The sequence below is a fragment of the Microbulbifer halophilus genome (assembly GCF_026183675.1).
In the GTDB taxonomy this organism is placed as follows: Bacteria; Pseudomonadota; Gammaproteobacteria; order Pseudomonadales; family Cellvibrionaceae; genus Microbulbifer; species Microbulbifer halophilus.
Map to the genome: position 1 here is coordinate 36,219 of NZ_JAPIVK010000010.1, position 16,974 is coordinate 53,192.

A 16,974-nucleotide genomic window follows, 5' to 3' on the forward strand; every position below is an offset into this window, starting at 1 on the left:
CAACGGGCGATTTCTGTATTCGCTCCATACGATCGTCATTCCGGACTTGTTCCGGAATCCAGGCCGACGGGGCACCTCCGCTGGATCCCGGATCAAGTCCGGGATGACGGTCCGGAGGGTGGACTTTGGTCAAAACAATTTTGAGACGACTAATAATTAAGAATGGCGATGAGATCAATGGTCTGAATCTGTACGCCGTTGATGACAACAAGGCGACCATCCAAAATGTGCATATACACAATAACGCCGACGATGGTATCCAGTTTTTCGGTGGCGATGCTCGGGTGGACAACCTGTGGTTGACCTGTAACGAAGACGACAGCGTGGATTGGGAGCAGGGATATCATGGTTCCATCGAGAACCTGTCAATTCTTCAGGGTGGGGCTGGTTATGCCAATGTTGATAGTGCCGGCTATGCATTTGAGCTATCCAGTAAAAGATACTGGTACAGCCCTAGTTCCCAGCCGCGGTCCAATGGCTCTGTTACCAATGCCTCTATTACTCTGGCCAGCGGTGCGGTTCAGACCGATGAAGTTTTCCGCCTCAAGAACGAGACTCTGGGCTCCTTTACCAATATCGATATCAGCGGTTACGCTGGTGTGGGTTGTGAGGATATTGATGCGAATAGCAGCGGTTCTTTCGGCTCCCTGGAGTTCGATTGCAACCCGGTTGATCTGCAGGAAAATTCTCCTGCGACAGGCTTCACCGAAGCCTCCTTCTGGTCCGCGCCCGCCTGTGATTGATTCTGTTTTTTAGATCGGAGAATCCGGTATTTATTGAACGCAGGCTATTGCCTGCGTTTTTTATTATTGAAACTGTTTTTAAATAAAAAATTAATGTCGCCATTTGGATTTTCTGGCGTCTATGGGAAGTTTTTTATAACGTTGTTCAGGTTTTTCAATTGATTACATTGCTATTTATTCTTTCCGTTAAATCCCGGTGAAATATTTCCCCTGTAGCTTGGAAGTTGCCCGGGATAAGGAGGTTGTTTCCGGGTCTGGACTTTCATTCTTTATTGCTTTCAAAGCATTTTCATTTTACGGAGATCGAAATGAATAAGATTATTGCCACAGTCGGCCTGTTGGCCCTGGCTTCAGCGTCCCAGGCTGTTACCACCCTGGGTGGTGACGCGGAGTGTAATTCTAATGGCGAGTCTCAGGGCTTTATCCCGTTCAACGGTACTGCCTACCTGGGCTGCGAACTTCCGATTTCCATTGCGGTGGACGATACGGTAGTGCTGGCCAAAGACAGTGCTACACTCGGACTGCCCATCGTATGGACTCTGCCGGGCATCGTTGAAGTCGGCAACGGCAGCGGCGCCAGCGCCACGCCGTCATCCGTGGATCACACCCTTCTGCAGATCGAGGCCGGTGCGCAGATCGCGGGTGCTGTAGATAGCAATTCCGGCCTGCTGATTTCCCGCGGTGCCGGCATCGAAGCTGTGGGTACCGCTGGGGAGCCGATTGTCTTCTCTTCCCTGGATGACAACTACAGTGAGTCCGGCGAATGGGGCGGTCTGGTGATTGCCGGTTTCGGCCAGAGCAACGACTGCCCGAACGACACCGGTAGCTGTGAGATGGAGGGTGTTGCTGCCGGTCATTACTTTGGTGGTGGCCTGACCGACAACGAGAGCCCGAACAGCACTCTGGAGTATGTGGTTATCGCCGAAGGCGGCCATGTGATCGAAGACGGCAATGAAATCAACGGCCTGACCCTGTACGCCGCCGATGACGATAAAGTCGCTATCGATAATGTGCACGTGCACAATAACGCCGATGACGGCATCGAGTTCTTCGGTGGCGATGCCGAGGTGAACAACCTGTGGCTGACCTGTAACGAAGATGACAGCGTCGACTGGGATACCGGTTTCCACGGTTCCATCGAGAACCTGTCCATCCTGCAGGGTGGTGCTGGTGATTCCAATACTGACAGTGCTGGCTATGCGTTCGAGCTGGCTGGTAACCCCAATGATCCCACCAACCAGCCCCAGTCCAATGGCTCTGTTACCAATGCCTCGATCACGCTGGTTAGTGGCGCGGTTCAGACCGATGAAGTTTTCCGCCTGAAGGAAGGTACCCTGGGCTCCTTTACCAATATCGATATCAGCGGTTACGCTGGTGTAGGTTGTGACGATATTGATGCGAATAGCAGCGGTTCCTTCAGCTCCCTGGCATACGATTGCAACCCCACCGATCTGCCGGCCGAGACTTCCGCTACAGGCTTCACCGAGGCTTCCTTCTGGTCCGCGCCCGCCTGTGACTGATTCGGTCAGAATATAAGCCAGAAACTCCGGTCTTTCCTTGGCGCAGGCGCTTGCCTGCGCTTTTTTTGTAAAGCGTAAAAAAATTGTCGCCCTTTGGCTGTTTTCGCGTCTCTAGTAGGGCGGGTAGTGCAGGTTCCTTCAACTGTACGCATGCCGGCCGCAGTGCTCCAGAATAAGACTCGCTTCGTGTCGGGGCACTCTCCTTATCGGACGGGAGGGTTGCGGCTGGTGGAAGGTTGCATTGCCCGTTCCCCCATTTCTACGCGCAGCCTGGTCTGCGCTTTTTTTTGCCCAAACTGTCTTTTTGGGAAAAGTGTCTCGCTCGATGAATTTTCGCGTCTATAGACAGTTTTTATATTTTAAATGTATTGAGGTAGTGGGTTTAGATAGCGAATCGTTTTTGATTGGGCACAATATTGAAATATTGGCTGTTTAATATGTCGGTTGTCTGTGGTTGCTGTTGTTCACAGGCTTTTGGCTGATATTGCCATTTGTATAAATTTCAAATTATCCGATTCCATTGAGTGGAGCTAATGATGAATAAATTGAATGATGTCGCAGGGGTTGTTAAGTCTGTTTCCCGGGTTTGCGGGTTTGTTGCCGCATGTGTCGGTGTCTCTGTGTTTTCCGTCGGGTCTGTTCAGGCCCAGCCGCAGCCCGTTGATGGCCTGGTTTGCACCATGTCGGGCTCTCTGTCTTTTGAAAGCCCGCTGACCGAGGAGAACGCGGAGCGCGATGTAAGCGGCTCTGCCACTATCTCCACCTGTGTGGACAAGAACGGCCCGGTAGAGGGGGTCGAGGCCGAGGTATTGTTCTCCGGTGACGGTGTTGCCAACTGTTCGCTGCAGAGCTTCTTCCTGTCCCAGCTGGTAACCTGGAACGACGGCCAGTTCGATTTTGCCACCCTGGAAGCCCCGGAGGGCGGCCCGGCCCCCTTGGGTGCCTACAAGGGCGTGGTCAATGTGGGCAAGTCTGAAGGTGACAAGGTGATCACCGTGCTGTTCAACGATGAGCCGCTGCAGACCCTGAGCTGTATGCTGGGCATTGACCCCATCGGCACTTACAACTTCAGCGGTGTGCAGATCTTTACCGACCTGGAAAGCGAAGAGGCGGGCACCGAGCTCTGATAAAGGAGCACCCGGTTTGCACCTGTTCCGCGGTGTGAGTGGGGTGGGGCGCGGGAGTCGCCGATATGGCCTGGTCCACTTTCTGCAGGCCATGCTCCCGTGCCCCGGTTTTTCCTTGGTCCCGTTTCGGTGAATGCCCCCCTTTTTGGTGCTGAAGTACCAATTTTTGAAGCCTGCCCCTCTTGTCATTTTTTCGCAATATGTGTTTGCGACTATCCGGATGCCGTAAACCAAAATTCTCCCAATAAGCGGTTCCCGGAGTTTCTTCTGGATATTCCCTCTGTACTGCGTCCACTGGCCCTGTGTTGCCGGTTCCTGGGGCCTTTCGTGGCCCTGCCGGCGATGGCCTCGCCCTGTGCGCCGGAAGCGGGGCAGGATCTGATGTCCGCGCTTTACGCGCTAACGCAGGCATCCGGGTATCGCCTGGTAACCAACCCGGCACTGGTGCGCAACAAGAAGGTGGAGGTTGCGCCGGGGTGCGGGCCGCTGGAGGAGCGCGCCGAAAAACTGCTGGGGCCGCTGGGGCTGGATTACCGGTTGATCGGCGATACACTGGTGGTTTTCCGGGCCGATCCGGAAAAACGAGAGGCCCCCGCCGCAGCGGTGGCGAGGCCATCGATTGCCGAGGTGGTGGTGGAGGCCAGCAGTTTTTCCGCGGAGCCCGTCACCGGCAGTGGCAATGGCTACGGCCGCTATGCGGGGGGCGCGGATACGGCGCTGGATTTCGACCGTATCCATTCCCTCGGCATTACCGACCTGGCCTCGGCGCTGGAGCTGGTCTCCGGCGTGAAGATGGAGCAGGAGCGCTACGCGGTGATCCGCGGCATGAAGGGCCGCTACCAGTCGGTGCGTCTGAACGGCGCCCCCATTCCCAGCCTGGAACCCTCCGGCGAGCGGGTGCCGATGGATGTGTTCCCGGTGAATATCCTCAACCAGGTGGACCTGCGCAAATCGGTATTTGCCGACGCACCGGGCAACGCCAGTGCCGGCGTTGTGAATATCGAGACGCGGCGCATTCCCGAGGAGACGTCCCTGACGCTGGTGACCGGCGGCGGCTACCGCAGCGGTACCACCGGGGAGAAGGTTCTGCGCGGCTATACCGGGGACCGCGACTGGCTGGGCTACGACGATGGCGGCCGCGCCCTGCCCGGGGTGATCGAGGACAGCGCCCACCTGGGGAGCCCGGACGACTGGCCGGAAGTGCAGCGGGAGGCGGCGGGGGAGGCGATTCCGCGCAATTACGGCCTCTACTATGGCGAGGCGGGCGCGGATGGTCTTTTCAACCTGAGTGGCGGCCGCTCGTGGGAGCGGGGGCCGCACAACTGGGGGGTGACCGGTTCCCTGGGCTACCGGAACGAGTGGCGCCAGCGGGAACTCTTTTCCCAGGTGTTGAACCGCTTTTCCCCGCCGCCGGAACAGGAGGATGGGGAAGGGAGCAGCGTTTTTGCCACCGAGGATGCCAGCCACCGGCGCCTGGACAATATCATCAACCTGAACGGGCTGTTGGCGCTGGGCTACGGGCTGGATGAGCGGCATCACCTGGGGGCGAATTTCCTGCTGCTGCGCCAGAGTGTCAACCGCGCCGAGCAGATTGAGACCCGCGAGCGCAATGCTTCCGGGGAGTACGACGGCGAGAGCAGCCTGCGCAGCCTGTCCAACTGGACGGAAAAGCAGATGGCGCTGGGGCAGTTTTACGGCAGCCACTTCGTCGGCCCCGAAGAGAGTATCGCCATAAACTGGCACCTGACTTCTGCGCGCTCCCGCTATACCCGGCCCTACGACGTCAGCTACCGTTACTCTCGCTACGGTGTTTCCTATTCCTACAGGTTTCAGCCCGGCTATAACAATTTTCGCGTGGCCTGGGAGGATATGCGCGAGGAAACGCTGAGTGCCGGTGTCAGTGCCTCTTACCAGTGGTTCTGGGACGACTGGTCCGCGGACCTGAAAGCCGGCACGGACATACTGGATGCGCACCAGGATGGCTACCTGCTGGAATATACCTTTATTTCCAAGGGGACTCTGGATGCCAGCTGGGAGCTGCTGCAGCGGAATAATCCCGCCGGGATTCTGGCGCCGGAGACTATTATCGGCGAGCCGGGATCCGATGGCTTCCTGCTGGACAACGACATGAAGTTCACGCTGAGCCCACCGGAGCTGGACGGCGATTTCTATACCGCCGAACACCGCAACCATGCCAGCTACCTGCTGGCGGATACCCGCTACGACGAGCGCTGGCAGTTCTTGCTGGGCATGCGGCGCGAGAGGGACAGTGTAAAGGCCGATGCCTGGGACAGGCAGCCGCAGGACCGGGTGTCGCTGTTGGATGGCCGCCGGGATCTGTACTCGGCGGCGTTGGGTTTTGAGCCCTCGCCGCGGCACAAGCTGCGTCTGGGATACAGCGAGACAGTGGTCTGGCCCGGGGTTAACGAGCTGATGCCGCGGCGCTATGAGGATACCGACCTGCGTATTGAAGTGACCGGCAATCCCAATCTGGAACTGGCGGAGGCGGAGAACTGGGACCTGCGCTGGCAGTTCAGTGATGATGACCTGGGGCTGGATATGAAATTGCTGGGTTTTTACAAGACCATCGACAATGCTATCGAGGGGGTATTCTTCGATCCGGTGATTTCCAATAACCGGGCATTCAATATCTACAGCTACCTGAACTCGGATTCGGCAACCCTGTATGGTTACGAGCTGGAGCTGGATTTCGCGCGGGTATTTGGGGACTCCCACAAGTTGGAGTTGCAGTCCAGTTATGCGGGCATGCACTCGCAGGTGGATATTCCCCCCGACCTGCAGCGCGGGGCGGGGACCCGGCCCCTGCAGGGGCAGCCGGCGTACCTGGGCAGCCTGCAGTTGCAGTATCGGCACCTGGACAGTGATCGCAGTATGTCCCTGCTGTACAAGCGCTCGGGGCGGGAGTTGTATATCGTCAGCAATAGTTACGGCGTGCCGGATGTCTACCGCGATCCGTACGACAACCTGTCGTTGACCTTCAATACCCCCCTTCCGGGCCGCCTTCACGCCACCCTGTCTGTGGAGAACCTATTGGACGACGACCGGCATTACGACCAGGGCGGGAAGACGTTTCTGGCGTATCGGGAAGGGCGGCGGTATCAGTTGCGGGTGGCGGTGGATTTTTGAGGGGCACGGCTTTCGCCTGCAAGCAGGCTCCTGCAGGCGGGATGCGTGCGTAGGTTGTGGGGTGGCGCAGGATGGGCAAAGGAGCGCAGCGACGTGCCCATCAGGATTCCGCGGCCCCGGTTTTTTTTGTCTGCAGGACGATTTCCTCCCCGGCCTCGGAAATCTCCAGCCCGTGCAGGGTGGAGAGGATATGCAGGTTGGTTTCGATTTCGTTGAGGTTGAAGGTGCCGCTGACGCGCAGGTTGCGGGTCCGGTGGTCGCCGGCGACCAGGGGCCTGGCGGAGTAGCGGTTGAATTCCACCAGCAGTTCTTCCAGGCGCATGTCCTCCACCTCTACCAGCCCCTGCAACCAGCTTTTATAGGAATCCGGATCGAATTTCTGCACGGTGCCGAGGGCGTTGGCAGAGACGCGCAGGCGTTCGCCGGCGGCGATCTGCAGTTCCCGACCGGGCTGTTTCAGCGGGTGCACGGCAACGCTGCCCTCGAGCACGGTGAGTTCGGTGATGTCCTGCCGCTGGTCCACATTGAAGATGGTGCCCACCGCCTCGATGGAGGCCTGGTGGGATTCCACCACGAAGGGGCGTTGCCGGTCCTTGGCGACGGTGAAGCGGGCCTCGCCGTCGTAGAGGCGGATGCGACGCTCGCGCTCGGTAAAGTCCACCGCGACCCGGGAGCGGGCACTGAGGTCCAGGGTGCTGCCGTCGGCCAGGGCGGTGCGGCTGGTTTGCTGCCTTTCGGTGGTGTAGAGGCGGTTGCCTGCGCCATGGGCCGTGTCGAACCGGGGTACGAGGGTTACCGAGACTGCAATCAGGAAGGCGGCTGCCGCGGCCAGGTACCAGGGTTTCCGGTTGGGTCCGCTGGTCGCCGCAGCGGGGATGGTATCGATGGCAACACTGCTACCCACCAGGCGTACGGCATTTTCGAAATCCGGATGGTTCCAGATACCTTCCACCTGCCGGGCGCGTTGCAACCTGGCCGGTTTTTCCCGCAGCCAGTTTTCGTGGCGCTCGCGCGCGGCGGCATCGGCACTCTCTGCGCCGCCGTGTACGGCCCAGTCGTAGATCCGATCTATTTCTTTTGCGCTGAGTGGGTGTTCTGTGTTCATTGGCGTTTTCGGTTGCATTGCGAAAATCAGGCTTCCAGGTGCGGGGCCATTTTGGCTTCAATGGCTTTCAGTGCCCGGTTGAGCTGCTTTTCCACGGCTTTGGCGGAGAGGCCCAGGTGCCGGGCGATTTCCTTATTGGTTTTGCCGTGCAGCTTTCTCATGATGATGATGTTCCTGGTGGTTGTGGGCAGCTCGTTCAGTTGCTTCACAAACAGTGCCAGGCACTGCTGGTCGTTCAGTTGCTGATCCGGCTGCGGCCGCTGGCAGTCCAGACTGTCGGCGAGCTCGTCCACTGATTCCATCGGCTCCTGCTTGCGGCGCATGCTGTCGTTGATCACGTTGGTGGCAACACGGTACAGGTAGCCCGTGGGGTTGTCCGGGGGCTCGCCTGTTTTCAGTTGCCTCGCCAGGCGTGCCATGGCTTCCTGGTAAATATCCTCGGTGTCCGAGGTATTGCGAACGCGCCGGCGAATATAGTTCAGCAGCCTGGGCTTTTCCGCGGCGAGGTCCTCAAAAATCCTCTCGTGCTCCGCTGTCTGGTTTTCCATTGGGTTACCGCGTCCCCCGCTGTCATTTTTTTGTCACGCGATTGATATTTTTCCGCGCGCTTTAGGGTAGAGACGGAAGATGACAGCTTTATGCGGCATAATATTTTTTTATGGTTATATTTGTTTTGATAGTCATGAGGTGGGCGTAGGATGGGGGATTCTGTAGGAGCTTGCTTGCAAGCGAAGATCGCGGCCCCGGTTTTCGCCTGCAAGCAGGCTCCTACAGGGCCGCCCCAACCTACGAATTCGTGCAGCCTTCGGCCCCGCGGTTGGAATACCGGCGTAGGATGGGCAAAGGAGCCCAGCGACGTGCCCATCAGAGTTCCGCGGCCCCGGTTTTTCGCCGGCAAGCAGGCTCCCGCGGGCTGGATGCGGGCGTAGGTTGTTGGGGAGGTGGGCTCAGGCGGTGGTGGCGCTTTCGCAGTCGATTTCCACGCCGAGTTCGTCGGCAATTTCGTCCAGCTCGTCGCGCAGGCCGTCCAGGTCCATATCCTCGGCCACGCTGATGGTGCACTGGGCGGTGAACAGCGGCTCGCCGCTGCCGGGGATGCTGTCGTAGCCGGTTTCCAGTTGTTCCATGTTCAGTTCGCGGGCGGCCAGGGCGCGGGAGAGTTCGCGTACGATACCGGCGCGGTCGTTGCCCACCAGTTTCAACAGGATGGTCTGTTGCGGGCCGGTGGCCACGGTGCGGGCCTCTTCAATTTGCAGCTTGTAGCCCTCGTCGGCCAGCGCCGCCAATGCCTTCCTGAGCGCCTGGCCGGCGTCGCCGGGAACGCTGACCCGCAATATACCGGCGAACTTGCCGGCAAAATGCGCCATGCGGCTGTCTTCCCAGTTGCCGCCGTTTTCCGCCACCACGGCGGAGAGCCTTTCCACCACGCCGGGCTTGTCGTCGCTGATCAGGGAGATTACGAGATGCTGTTGCATTGGGTATTCCTTTGCTGCATGAGGAGCGGTTACGTGGCATTGTAGCGAGTGGTCGGTACTCTGATAAGCGGAAGTATCTGGAGACAGCAAGTGAGCCGGAGGGAGCAGCGATGAAAGTACATGTGGATCTGTGCCTTATTCCTGTTGGCGTTGGGGTTTCTGTCGGGGACTATATCGCCGAATGCCAGAATGTGTTGCGGGAGGCCGGGCTGGAGTACCAGTTGCACGCTTATGGCACCAATATAGAGGGAGAATGGGACCAGGTGATGGCGGCGATCAAGCGCTGCCATGAGCGCGTGCACGCCATGGGCGCGCCGCGGATCAGCTCAAGTGTAAAATTGGGAACAAGGACCGACAGGGAACAGACGCTTCAGGATAAAATCGATAGTGTTGAATCGAAGCTGGACCAATAAAACTCACGGGAGGAAGAATGAAAATTAAACAACTGTTGATCGCAATGGCATGCACCACCATGCTGGCGGCCTGCTCGCCCCAGTCGGGCGATGCGGGGAAAGAAGACGCCGCGAAGGAGGCTGCACCAAAAGACGCAGCGAGTGAAACCGCCGCACCCGCCCCCGAAACCGAAGCCGCCGCACCCGAAGCCGCGGCGGAGGCCCCGGATCTGGGATCAGTCATCGCCGGCCCGCAGCGCACCGAGGAATACGCGGCCCGGGACCAGTACCGCCATCCGCAGCAGACACTGGAATTCTTCGGCATAGAGCCGGGCATGACGGTGGTGGAAATCGCTCCCGGTGGCGGCTGGTACACGGAGATCCTGGCGCCCTACCTGCGCGAAGAGGGCACCTTCTACGCGGCGCATTTCCCGGAGGGTACGGATTCCGATTACTACCAGCGCTCCCTGGCGGGATTCAAGAAAAAGGTGGCAGCGGATAAGGCGAGCTACGGCGCGCTGCAGCGCACCGAGTTCGATCCCGCCTCGGGTGCGACCGTGGCGCCGGCCGGCAGTGCGGATGCGGTGCTCACCTTCCGCAATGTGCACAACTGGATGCGCGGCGAGAACGAGCAGAAAGCATTCAACCAGTTCTTCGCCGCGCTCAAGCCCGGCGGTGTGCTGGGTGTGGTAGAGCACCGTGCCAAGCCGGGCACCAGCCGCGAGGACATGATCGAGAGCGGTTACGTGACCCAGGAGCATGTGATCGAGGTGGCAGAAAAGGCGGGCTTTGAGCTGGAGGACACCAGCGAGATCAACGCCAACCCGAAAGACACCGCCGATCACCCGAAGGGCGTCTGGACCCTGCCGCCGACCCTGCGCCTGGGCGACCAGGATCGCGAAAAGTACCTGGCGATTGGCGAGAGCGACCGCATGACGTTGCGGTTCCGCAAACCCGCCGCCGAGTGATGAGTGTTTGGTGGTGAGTGGTTAGAATAGCGGCTTTCAATCACTCGCCACCAATGGCCCATCACTATGCGAATACCCGCCCGAGAACTGGATCCCGATACACTGCAAAACCTGCTGGAGGAGTACGCCACCCGCGACGGCACCGATTATGGTGAGCGGGAGGTGAGCCTGGAGGATAAGGTGGCCAGCCTGCGGCGGCAGTTGCAGACCGGTGAGGTGGTGATCTGGTTCGAGCCCGGCGAGGAGTCGGTCAATCTGGTGCTGGCGCAGGACCTGCCGGCCGATGCCTGAGTTCCTGCGCGATACATCCACCGGCGCCGTGCGGGCCCGATTCCTGTTTGCCCACGGCGCCGGCGCGCCCATGGACAGCGAGTTCATGCAGGCGGTGAGCGCCGGCCTCTGTGAGCGCGGCATCGAGGTGCTGCGGTTCGAATTCCCCTATATGGCCCAGCGCCGCAGCGGCGGCAGCCGCCGCCCGCCGAATCCCATGCCGCAATTGCTGAATTGTTTCCGCGAACAGGTGGCGGAGGCGGCGGAGCGGGGTGTGCCGCTGTTTATCGGCGGCAAGTCCATGGGGGGCCGGGTGGCGAGCCTGCTGGCGGACGAGTTGTTCGGGCGCGGGGAGATTGCCGGGCTGGTCTGCCTGGGCTATCCGTTCCACCCGCGCGGCAAGCCGGAGAAGCTGCGCACGGCGCATCTGCTGGAGCTGGAATGCCCGGCGCTGGTGGTGCAGGGCAGTCGCGATCCACTGGGGAGCAGGCAAGAGGTGGCCGGTTACGGCCTGCCGGATTCCATTCGCATGCACTGGCTGGAGGACGGCGACCACGATTTCAAGCCTCGCCGCGCCAGCGGTTTCAGCCGCGAGCAGCACTGGCAGTCGGCGGTGGATGCAGTGGCGGGCTTTATCCTGCCGCCTGCAGGATCGTAATCTTTTCGTCGCCCGCCAGTACCGGCTTCAGCAGCGACATCTGCGCGCGCCGGTCCTCGCTGGTGTACCAGGCCTGCCAGTGCAGTTCCGATTGCCAGTGGGACAGGGTAAAGCGGCGCAGGGGATTGCCTTTCTCGGTAAATGTCTGCCCCTCCACAAAACCCACGGTACGGTAAGCGTGGGTCAGGATCTTGCGGGCGAGCTCTTCGTAGGTGCTCTGCATGTCCGGGGCGATTTCCCGCTCAATCAAAACGTAAATCATTTTCTACTCTTGATCAGCCTTTTCGGTTCCCTCCGATTCTACCGCGACCGCCGCGGCTGTCTCTATTGCTGTGCGGGGCATATTGGCCGGGTGGTCAGGCAAAGTTGCAGATGACGATTACCGGAAAATGGCGGACAATTGACAGATGAAGTCAGATCACACCCTGGATGCCCGCGGCCTGCTGTGCCCCGAGCCCGTCATGATGCTGCACGCTGCGGTACGCAAGGTGGCGCCCGGCGAAGTGCTGCAGGTCATCGCCACCGATCCCTCCACCCAGCGGGATATTCCCAAGTTCTGCCAGTTTCTCGGCTACGAGCTGGTGGAGCATGCGGAGGAGGGGGATGAGTTTGTGTTCTGGATTCGGAAGGGTGGGGATTGATCGGGGCTTTGGGGCCTCGATCGGCCGGCCCTCTCCCTAACCCTCTCCCGGAGGGAGAGGGGACTGGTACGAGTCTTAACGGGGCCCGGTGGGTAGATTCAACCCTCAATGTCTCCGACATAGCTCCCCTCTCCCATCGGGAGAGGGGCCGGGGGAGAGGGCTGTCGGGGCGGCCACTTCAATTTATGCGGCCCCGTCACCGCCCGACTACGGAGAACTCACCAACGCCGCAATCGCCGCCAGCGCCTCCGGATCCTCCGCCTTGATCTTGTTGGCAATGTTGTGCTGGAAGAAATAGCGGAAATCCGCCGCTTCCTGGGCCGGGTAGAGGCACAGGTCGCCCGGCAGTACCGGGGTGGTTTCCACTATGTCGTGATCGATCAGCATGCCGTGGATCTCGCCGCTGGCGTAGAGACGCCAGCTCACCACTTCCGTGAGGGTGAGGTTTTCCCGCTGTTCGTCCATGAACACCGCGTGGGTGCCGATGGTGTCGGGCACTTCCTGCATTACCTCCTCGGCTTTGCTGTTTTCGTACTCGAAGTACTCCGCCGCTGTTTCCAGTTCGACGATTTTGTGAATCGGGGGCTCGTGGAAGATTTCCTCGATGCCCGGGTCGTAGTAGCCCTCGAACCGGCCGTCGAGCGGGTCGCGGATATCCGGGCAGGCCACGATGGTGTTCAGCCAGGGTACCAGGCCGACGATTTCACCGTTCGCCTTGAGTCCCCAGCAGAGAATTTTGAGGCTGTAGAGATCTGAACCACTGGAATTGTTGGAGTAGAGCATTTCCAAGCCGTCGAGCTCCGGCGACAGGCGGATAAAGCGCTTGTTCGCTGAAGTTTCGAGCGGCTCGCCGGTGAAGAGGTCAACCACGTTGCTGGAGCTGTGGTCGGTCATGGAGCACCTCCTTGCAGGGCCGGTTATGGTGCAGGGCGGCGTTGTACTGCTTGTGTTCCCCCCTGGGGAACGCCGGACGCGGGGCAGGGCCCTTTTCCGGAGTCCCTGCAACTAAGGTATATGCAGAATTACCGAAATACAACTGGCGCTTTAGACCCCTTGGTTATCGCGGGTGTTGTTTTACATGACTTTGAACCCGACGGAGGCGTTGCTATAGTCCGCGGCTTTGCCGAATCGCGGAGAAGCCCGTGCCAGCCCAGCCCAGCGTTTGCCACCAGACCACCGAATCCGCCGCCGCGGCGCGTATCGCGCGGGTGTTCGACGGCTGCTTCGCCGGCGCGAACGGGCTCAACACCCGCCTGCGCGGCGGTTTCGAGGAGCCCTACTACCGCCCGGCCGGCGGCAATCTCGACTATCACCGTATCGAGTTTACCCGTGACTACCCGGCCAGCGCCCTGCACGAGGCCGCCCACTGGTGCGTGGCCGGCGCGGCCCGCCGCCGGCGGCCGGACTACGGCTACTGGTACGCCCCGGACGGCCGCAGCGACGAGGAGCAGCGGCTGTTCGAACGGGTGGAGGTGAAGCCACAGGCGCTGGAGTGGATCTTCTCCCGCGCCTGCGGCCTGCGCTTCCGGGTCAGCGCCGACAACCTGGCCAGCGGCCTGGGCCCCGGCGACGACTTCAAGAGGGCCATCTGGCAGCGGGCGCAGCGCTACTGCGAGCGGGGGGGCGTCAACGACCGCGCCCGCCGCTTCGCCCTGGCGCTGGCGCGGGAGTTCGGGCGCCCGCAGCCGTTCGATGCGGGGCTCTACCGGCTGGCGGACCTGTCGTGAACACTGAACAGAACACCACCTTCCTGGTGGACGCCTCCGTCTATATCTTCCGCTACTACTTCGCCCTGCCACCCAACTGGCAGAGCCGCGACGGCTACGACACCGAGGCGGTCTACGGTTTCAGCAACTTCCTGCTGGACCTGCTGGCGCGCCGGCCGGCGCGTATCGCCTGTGCCTTCGACGAATCCCTGGGCAGCTGCTTCCGAAACGATTTCTACCCGGACTACAAGTGCAGCCGCGCGCTGCCGGACGAGGCGCTGGCCTATCAGTTGGCGGCCTGTCGGGAGATGGCCGAGGTGCTCGGGATTGCCTGTTTTGCAAGCCCGCGTTTTGAGGCGGACGATATCCTCGCCACCCTGACCCGCATCTGCCGCCGGCACCGGCCGATCGTCATCAGCCGCGACAAGGATCTGGGCCAGTTGCTCGACCGCGGCGCCGCGTCCCTCTGGGATTTCGCTGCCGACCGGCACCTGGACGCGGCGGCCATACAGCAGAAGTTCGGCGTGCGCCCGGCGCAGATCGCCGACTACCTGGCGCTGGTGGGGGATACCAGCGACGATATCCCCGGCGTGCCCGGCGTCGGCGCCAAGACCGCCGCGGCGCTGCTGGCGGAATTCGACAGTGTCGAGTCGCTGCTGGAGGCGCCGCAGCGGGCGGCGCAACTGAAACTGCGCGGCGCCCGGCGCCTGGCGGAAAAACTGGCGGAGCACGCGGAGCAGATTGCCGTGGCAAAACGCCTGGCGTCGTTGGTGGAGGATATCGACCTGGGCGCCGGCGCGTCGGACCTGGCCTGGCGCGGTGCCGACAGCGAAGTGGCCCGGGCAGTGGCGGACGCCTTCGGCATCGGCGGCCTCAAGGCTAAAATCGGGCGAACGATCACCATGGATACCGGGGAGATGGCGTGACGGGACTGACGATAGTCGCCGACGAGAATATTCCGGCGCTCGAGGATTACTTCGGCGACCTGCTGGAAGGCGGGGGACGACTCGAGCGCGTGAACGGCCGCACCCTGGGCCGCGATCAACTGGCGCGGGCGGATATCCTGCTGGTGCGTTCGGTAACGCCGGTCAATGAAGACCTGCTGGCGGATACGCCGGTGCGCTTTGTCGGCAGCTGCACCATCGGCACCGATCACCTGGATACCGCCTGGCTGGACCGGCAGGGCATCGCCTGGAGTGCCGCGCCCGGCTGCAACGCCAACTCGGTGGTGGAATATGTGTTCTGTGCGCTGGCGGCGCTGGCAATCGACTGGCGCGGTCGCAGTTTCGGTATCGTCGGCTGCGGCAATGTCGGCGGCCTGCTGCAGCGCCGGCTGCGCGAGCTGGAAATTCCCTGTGCCGTGTACGATCCCTGGCTGCCGGACAACCCGGACGCGGCGGATCTGCAGACGGTGCTGCAGCAGGACGTGATCTGCCTGCACGCGCCGCTGGTAAAAGACGGGCCGCACCCGAGCCTGCATATGGTCGGCGCGGAGCAGTTGGCGCACATAAAGGACGGGGCTGTACTGATCAGCGCCGGCCGCGGTGCGGTGGTCGATAACGCGGCATTGCTGGAACTGCTGCAAAAGCGCAAACGTTTCTCCACCGTGCTGGATGTGTGGGAAAACGAACCGGCTATCGATACGCGTCTGCTGGAGCTGGTGGATATCGGTACGCCGCATATTGCCGGCTACAGTATGGACGGCAAGCTGGCGGGGACGCGGATGATCCGAGACGCATTGGAAAGCTCCGAAATTATAAGCTCCCCTCTCCCTCGGGGAGAGGGGCTGGGGGAGAGGGAGCGCCGGCGGAGCCGGCGCAATGCCGAGCTGGAGCTCGGCGCGCCCAGGGGGAGCTTCGCCGACCTGTTGCTGCAGATGTACGATCCACGCAACGACGACCACCGCCTACGCGCCGCAGCGGATGGAGAAATTCCCATGGCCCGGGCCTTCGACCAGCTCCGCCGCGAATATCCCCGGCGGCTGGAATTCTCCCACTTTTCCCTCGCCGATGACGCGCTGGATGCGGCCGAGCGGCGACAACTGGCAATACTGGGGCTCAAGTGAAACTCAAGAAACTCGGACTCGTGATCAATCCCTGGTCCGGTATCGGCGGCCCGGCGGGGCTCAAGGGCAGCGACGGTATCGAAACCGTCAGGCAGGCGCAGGAGGCGGGTATTGAACCCCAGTCCAGCAAGCGCGCCGCCATCGCGTTGAATGCACTGACGCCGTTTTCCGATCAACTGGAAATTCTCTGCTTTGCCGGCGATATGGGCGGGGCCCTGGCGCGGGAGCTGGGCTTTACCGCAACGGTGCTGGGCAGGGCCAACACCGATCCCTCCACGCCGGCCGACACCGAGCGCGCCGCGCAGATGATCCGCGATGCGGGTGCCGACCTGATCGTTTTTGTCGGCGGCGACGGCACCGCGCGCAATATGGTCAATGCCCTCGGCGACAACTGCCCGGTGCTGGGGATTCCCGCCGGAGTGAAGATGCACTCCGCCTGTTTCGCCATTTCCCCCAAGGCCGGCGGCGAGGTGTTGCGCCGCTTGATGGCTGTGCAACTGGTGGACCTGCGCGAGCGGGAAGTGCGCGATATCGACGAGAAATCCTTCCGCGAGGGCCGCGTGCGCACGCGCCATTACGGCGAGCTGCTGGTGCCGGAAGAGGGGCACTTTCTGCAGGCGGTAAAAAATGCCGGCCGCGAGGTGGAGGAGCTGGCGGTTGCGGATATCGCTGCGGAAGTCATCGAGGACCTGGAGCCGGACACCCTGTATATCGTCGGCCCCGGTTCCACCACCCTGGCGGTCCTGGAGGAGCTGGGGTGCGAGGGCACCCTGCTGGGGGTGGACCTGCTGCGCGACGGCCAGTTGGTGGCCGCCGATGTGAATGCGCCGGAGATCGAAGAGGCCATCGCCGCGCATGACGGCCCGGTAAAAATCCTGCTCACCGCCATCGGTGGCCAGGGCCACCTGATCGGCCGCGGCAACCAGCAGTTTTCGCCGCGGGTGCTGCGGGAAGTGGGGCGCGACAACCTGGTGGCGATTGCCACCAAGACAAAAATCACCGAACTCGGCGGCCGGCCTCTGCTGGTGGATAGCGGCGATCCGGAACTGGACGAACAGTGGAGCGGTTTTATCCGCGTGATCACCGGTTACCGGGATGCAATTCTCTACCCGCTCAGCAACGGCGATACCCCGTAGGGTGCGACATTGGAAATCAAT

18 protein-coding genes are annotated in these 16,974 nt (G+C 61.3%); 13 read left to right on the forward strand and 5 right to left on the reverse strand.

Features of this window, described 5'->3' with window-relative positions; translation table 11 throughout:
- Positions 1-125 precede the first annotated feature (125 nt).
- The 4 genes from OQE62_RS06985 (at position 126) to OQE62_RS07000 (ending at position 6,537) form a co-directional block, all read left to right on the forward strand.
- A complete protein-coding gene (locus OQE62_RS06985; protein ID WP_265721292.1) occupies positions 126-743 on the forward strand; it encodes a hypothetical protein in 618 nt (205 codons plus the stop codon).
- 308 nt (positions 744-1,051) lie between these two features.
- Positions 1,052-2,263: a hypothetical protein gene (locus OQE62_RS06990; protein ID WP_265721293.1), complete on the forward strand. Its 1,212-nt coding sequence runs from the start codon at positions 1,052-1,054 to the stop codon at positions 2,261-2,263.
- A gap of 680 nt (positions 2,264-2,943) precedes the next feature.
- The gene (locus OQE62_RS06995) at positions 2,944-3,390 is read left to right on the forward strand and encodes a hypothetical protein (RefSeq protein WP_265721294.1); all 447 of its coding nucleotides are present in this window, start codon (positions 2,944-2,946) and stop codon (positions 3,388-3,390) included.
- Between the two features lie 381 nt (positions 3,391-3,771).
- Positions 3,772-6,537: a TonB-dependent receptor plug domain-containing protein gene (locus OQE62_RS07000; protein WP_265721295.1), complete on the forward strand. Its 2,766-nt coding sequence runs from the start codon at positions 3,772-3,774 to the stop codon at positions 6,535-6,537.
- 100 nt (positions 6,538-6,637) lie between these two features.
- Here the strand turns inward: OQE62_RS07000 and OQE62_RS07005 are convergent, their stop codons facing one another.
- The 3 genes from OQE62_RS07005 to OQE62_RS07015 form a co-directional block, all read right to left on the reverse strand.
- Complete coding sequence (locus OQE62_RS07005; protein WP_265721296.1) at positions 6,638-7,642, reverse strand: FecR family protein; 1,005 nt, start codon at positions 7,640-7,642, stop codon at positions 6,638-6,640.
- A 26-nt stretch (positions 7,643-7,668) separates the two neighbouring features.
- Complete coding sequence (locus OQE62_RS07010) at positions 7,669-8,190, reverse strand: RNA polymerase sigma factor (RefSeq protein WP_265721297.1); 522 nt, start codon at positions 8,188-8,190, stop codon at positions 7,669-7,671.
- A 399-nt stretch (positions 8,191-8,589) separates the two neighbouring features.
- Positions 8,590-9,117 (reverse strand): glycine cleavage system protein R, encoded by a 528-nt coding sequence (locus OQE62_RS07015; protein ID WP_265721298.1) that lies wholly within the window; start codon positions 9,115-9,117, stop codon positions 8,590-8,592.
- Positions 9,118-9,227: 110 nt separating this feature from the next.
- Between OQE62_RS07015 and OQE62_RS07020 the strand changes: the two genes are divergently transcribed.
- The 4 genes from OQE62_RS07020 to OQE62_RS07035 all read left to right on the forward strand — a co-directional run bounded on the left by OQE62_RS07020 (position 9,228) and on the right by OQE62_RS07035 (position 11,405).
- Positions 9,228-9,530: an MTH1187 family thiamine-binding protein gene (locus tag OQE62_RS07020; RefSeq protein ID WP_265721299.1), complete on the forward strand. Its 303-nt coding sequence runs from the start codon at positions 9,228-9,230 to the stop codon at positions 9,528-9,530.
- Between the two features lie 17 nt (positions 9,531-9,547).
- Complete coding sequence (locus OQE62_RS07025; protein ID WP_265721300.1) at positions 9,548-10,477, forward strand: class I SAM-dependent methyltransferase; 930 nt, start codon at positions 9,548-9,550, stop codon at positions 10,475-10,477.
- 66 nt (positions 10,478-10,543) lie between these two features.
- Positions 10,544-10,768 carry a YheU family protein gene (locus tag OQE62_RS07030; protein WP_265721301.1) on the forward strand — a complete coding sequence of 75 codons (225 nt, stop codon included), beginning with the start codon at positions 10,544-10,546 and terminating at the stop codon, positions 10,766-10,768.
- Positions 10,761-11,405 (forward strand): alpha/beta family hydrolase, encoded by a 645-nt coding sequence (locus OQE62_RS07035; protein WP_265721302.1) that lies wholly within the window; start codon positions 10,761-10,763, stop codon positions 11,403-11,405. The genes OQE62_RS07030 and OQE62_RS07035 overlap by 8 nt, the downstream gene beginning before the upstream one ends.
- Here OQE62_RS07035 and OQE62_RS07040 read toward each other — a convergent pair.
- The gene (locus OQE62_RS07040; RefSeq protein WP_265721303.1) at positions 11,380-11,667 is read right to left on the reverse strand and encodes an antibiotic biosynthesis monooxygenase family protein; all 288 of its coding nucleotides are present in this window, start codon (positions 11,665-11,667) and stop codon (positions 11,380-11,382) included. The genes OQE62_RS07035 and OQE62_RS07040 overlap by 26 nt on opposite strands.
- A 145-nt stretch (positions 11,668-11,812) precedes the next feature.
- Here OQE62_RS07040 and tusA point away from each other — a divergent pair, with 145 nt between their 5' ends.
- Positions 11,813-12,046 (forward strand): sulfurtransferase TusA, encoded by a 234-nt coding sequence (tusA, locus tag OQE62_RS07045; protein ID WP_265721304.1) that lies wholly within the window; start codon positions 11,813-11,815, stop codon positions 12,044-12,046.
- 207 nt (positions 12,047-12,253) lie between these two features.
- On the opposite strand, the gene OQE62_RS07050 is transcribed toward tusA, so the two are convergent.
- Positions 12,254-12,940, reverse strand: a complete 687-nt coding sequence (locus tag OQE62_RS07050; RefSeq protein ID WP_265721305.1) for a hypothetical protein — start codon at positions 12,938-12,940, stop codon at positions 12,254-12,256.
- Positions 12,941-13,188: 248 nt separating this feature from the next.
- Here OQE62_RS07050 and OQE62_RS07055 point away from each other — a divergent pair, with 248 nt between their 5' ends.
- From OQE62_RS07055 to OQE62_RS07070, 4 genes are read left to right on the forward strand one after another with little or no spacing between them, the layout of a single operon-like run.
- A complete protein-coding gene (locus OQE62_RS07055; protein ID WP_265721306.1) occupies positions 13,189-13,773 on the forward strand; it encodes an elongation factor P hydroxylase in 585 nt (194 codons plus the stop codon).
- The gene (locus tag OQE62_RS07060; RefSeq protein WP_265721307.1) at positions 13,770-14,678 is read left to right on the forward strand and encodes a 5'-3' exonuclease; all 909 of its coding nucleotides are present in this window, start codon (positions 13,770-13,772) and stop codon (positions 14,676-14,678) included. Before OQE62_RS07055 ends, OQE62_RS07060 begins: the two co-directional genes overlap by 4 nt.
- Positions 14,675-15,817 (forward strand): 4-phosphoerythronate dehydrogenase, encoded by a 1,143-nt coding sequence (locus OQE62_RS07065; RefSeq protein WP_265721308.1) that lies wholly within the window; start codon positions 14,675-14,677, stop codon positions 15,815-15,817. The genes OQE62_RS07060 and OQE62_RS07065 overlap by 4 nt, the downstream gene beginning before the upstream one ends.
- Positions 15,814-16,953, forward strand: a complete 1,140-nt coding sequence (locus OQE62_RS07070) for an ATP-NAD kinase family protein (RefSeq protein WP_265721309.1) — start codon at positions 15,814-15,816, stop codon at positions 16,951-16,953. The genes OQE62_RS07065 and OQE62_RS07070 overlap by 4 nt, the downstream gene beginning before the upstream one ends.
- Positions 16,954-16,974: the final 21 nt, after the last annotated feature.

Coding starts and splice junctions, on each gene's coding strand:
- OQE62_RS07035 (WP_265721302.1), top strand. CDS start 10,761: ATGCCTGAGTTCCTGCGCGATACATCCACCGGCGCCGTGCGGGCCCGA.
- OQE62_RS07000 (WP_265721295.1), top strand. CDS start 3,772: ATGTCCGCGCTTTACGCGCTAACGCAGGCATCCGGGTATCGCCTGGTA.
- tusA (WP_265721304.1), top strand. CDS start 11,813: ATGAAGTCAGATCACACCCTGGATGCCCGCGGCCTGCTGTGCCCCGAG.
- OQE62_RS06995 (WP_265721294.1), top strand. CDS start 2,944: ATGTCGGGCTCTCTGTCTTTTGAAAGCCCGCTGACCGAGGAGAACGCG.
- OQE62_RS07010 (WP_265721297.1), bottom strand. CDS start 8,190: ATGGAAAACCAGACAGCGGAGCACGAGAGGATTTTTGAGGACCTCGCC.
- OQE62_RS07020 (WP_265721299.1), top strand. CDS start 9,228: ATGAAAGTACATGTGGATCTGTGCCTTATTCCTGTTGGCGTTGGGGTT.
- OQE62_RS06990 (WP_265721293.1), top strand. CDS start 1,052: ATGAATAAGATTATTGCCACAGTCGGCCTGTTGGCCCTGGCTTCAGCG.
- OQE62_RS07040 (WP_265721303.1), bottom strand. CDS start 11,667: ATGATTTACGTTTTGATTGAGCGGGAAATCGCCCCGGACATGCAGAGC.
- OQE62_RS07005 (WP_265721296.1), bottom strand. CDS start 7,642: ATGAACACAGAACACCCACTCAGCGCAAAAGAAATAGATCGGATCTAC.
- OQE62_RS07015 (WP_265721298.1), bottom strand. CDS start 9,117: ATGCAACAGCATCTCGTAATCTCCCTGATCAGCGACGACAAGCCCGGC.
- OQE62_RS07025 (WP_265721300.1), top strand. CDS start 9,548: ATGAAAATTAAACAACTGTTGATCGCAATGGCATGCACCACCATGCTG.
- OQE62_RS07050 (WP_265721305.1), bottom strand. CDS start 12,940: ATGACCGACCACAGCTCCAGCAACGTGGTTGACCTCTTCACCGGCGAG.
- OQE62_RS07030 (WP_265721301.1), top strand. CDS start 10,544: ATGCGAATACCCGCCCGAGAACTGGATCCCGATACACTGCAAAACCTG.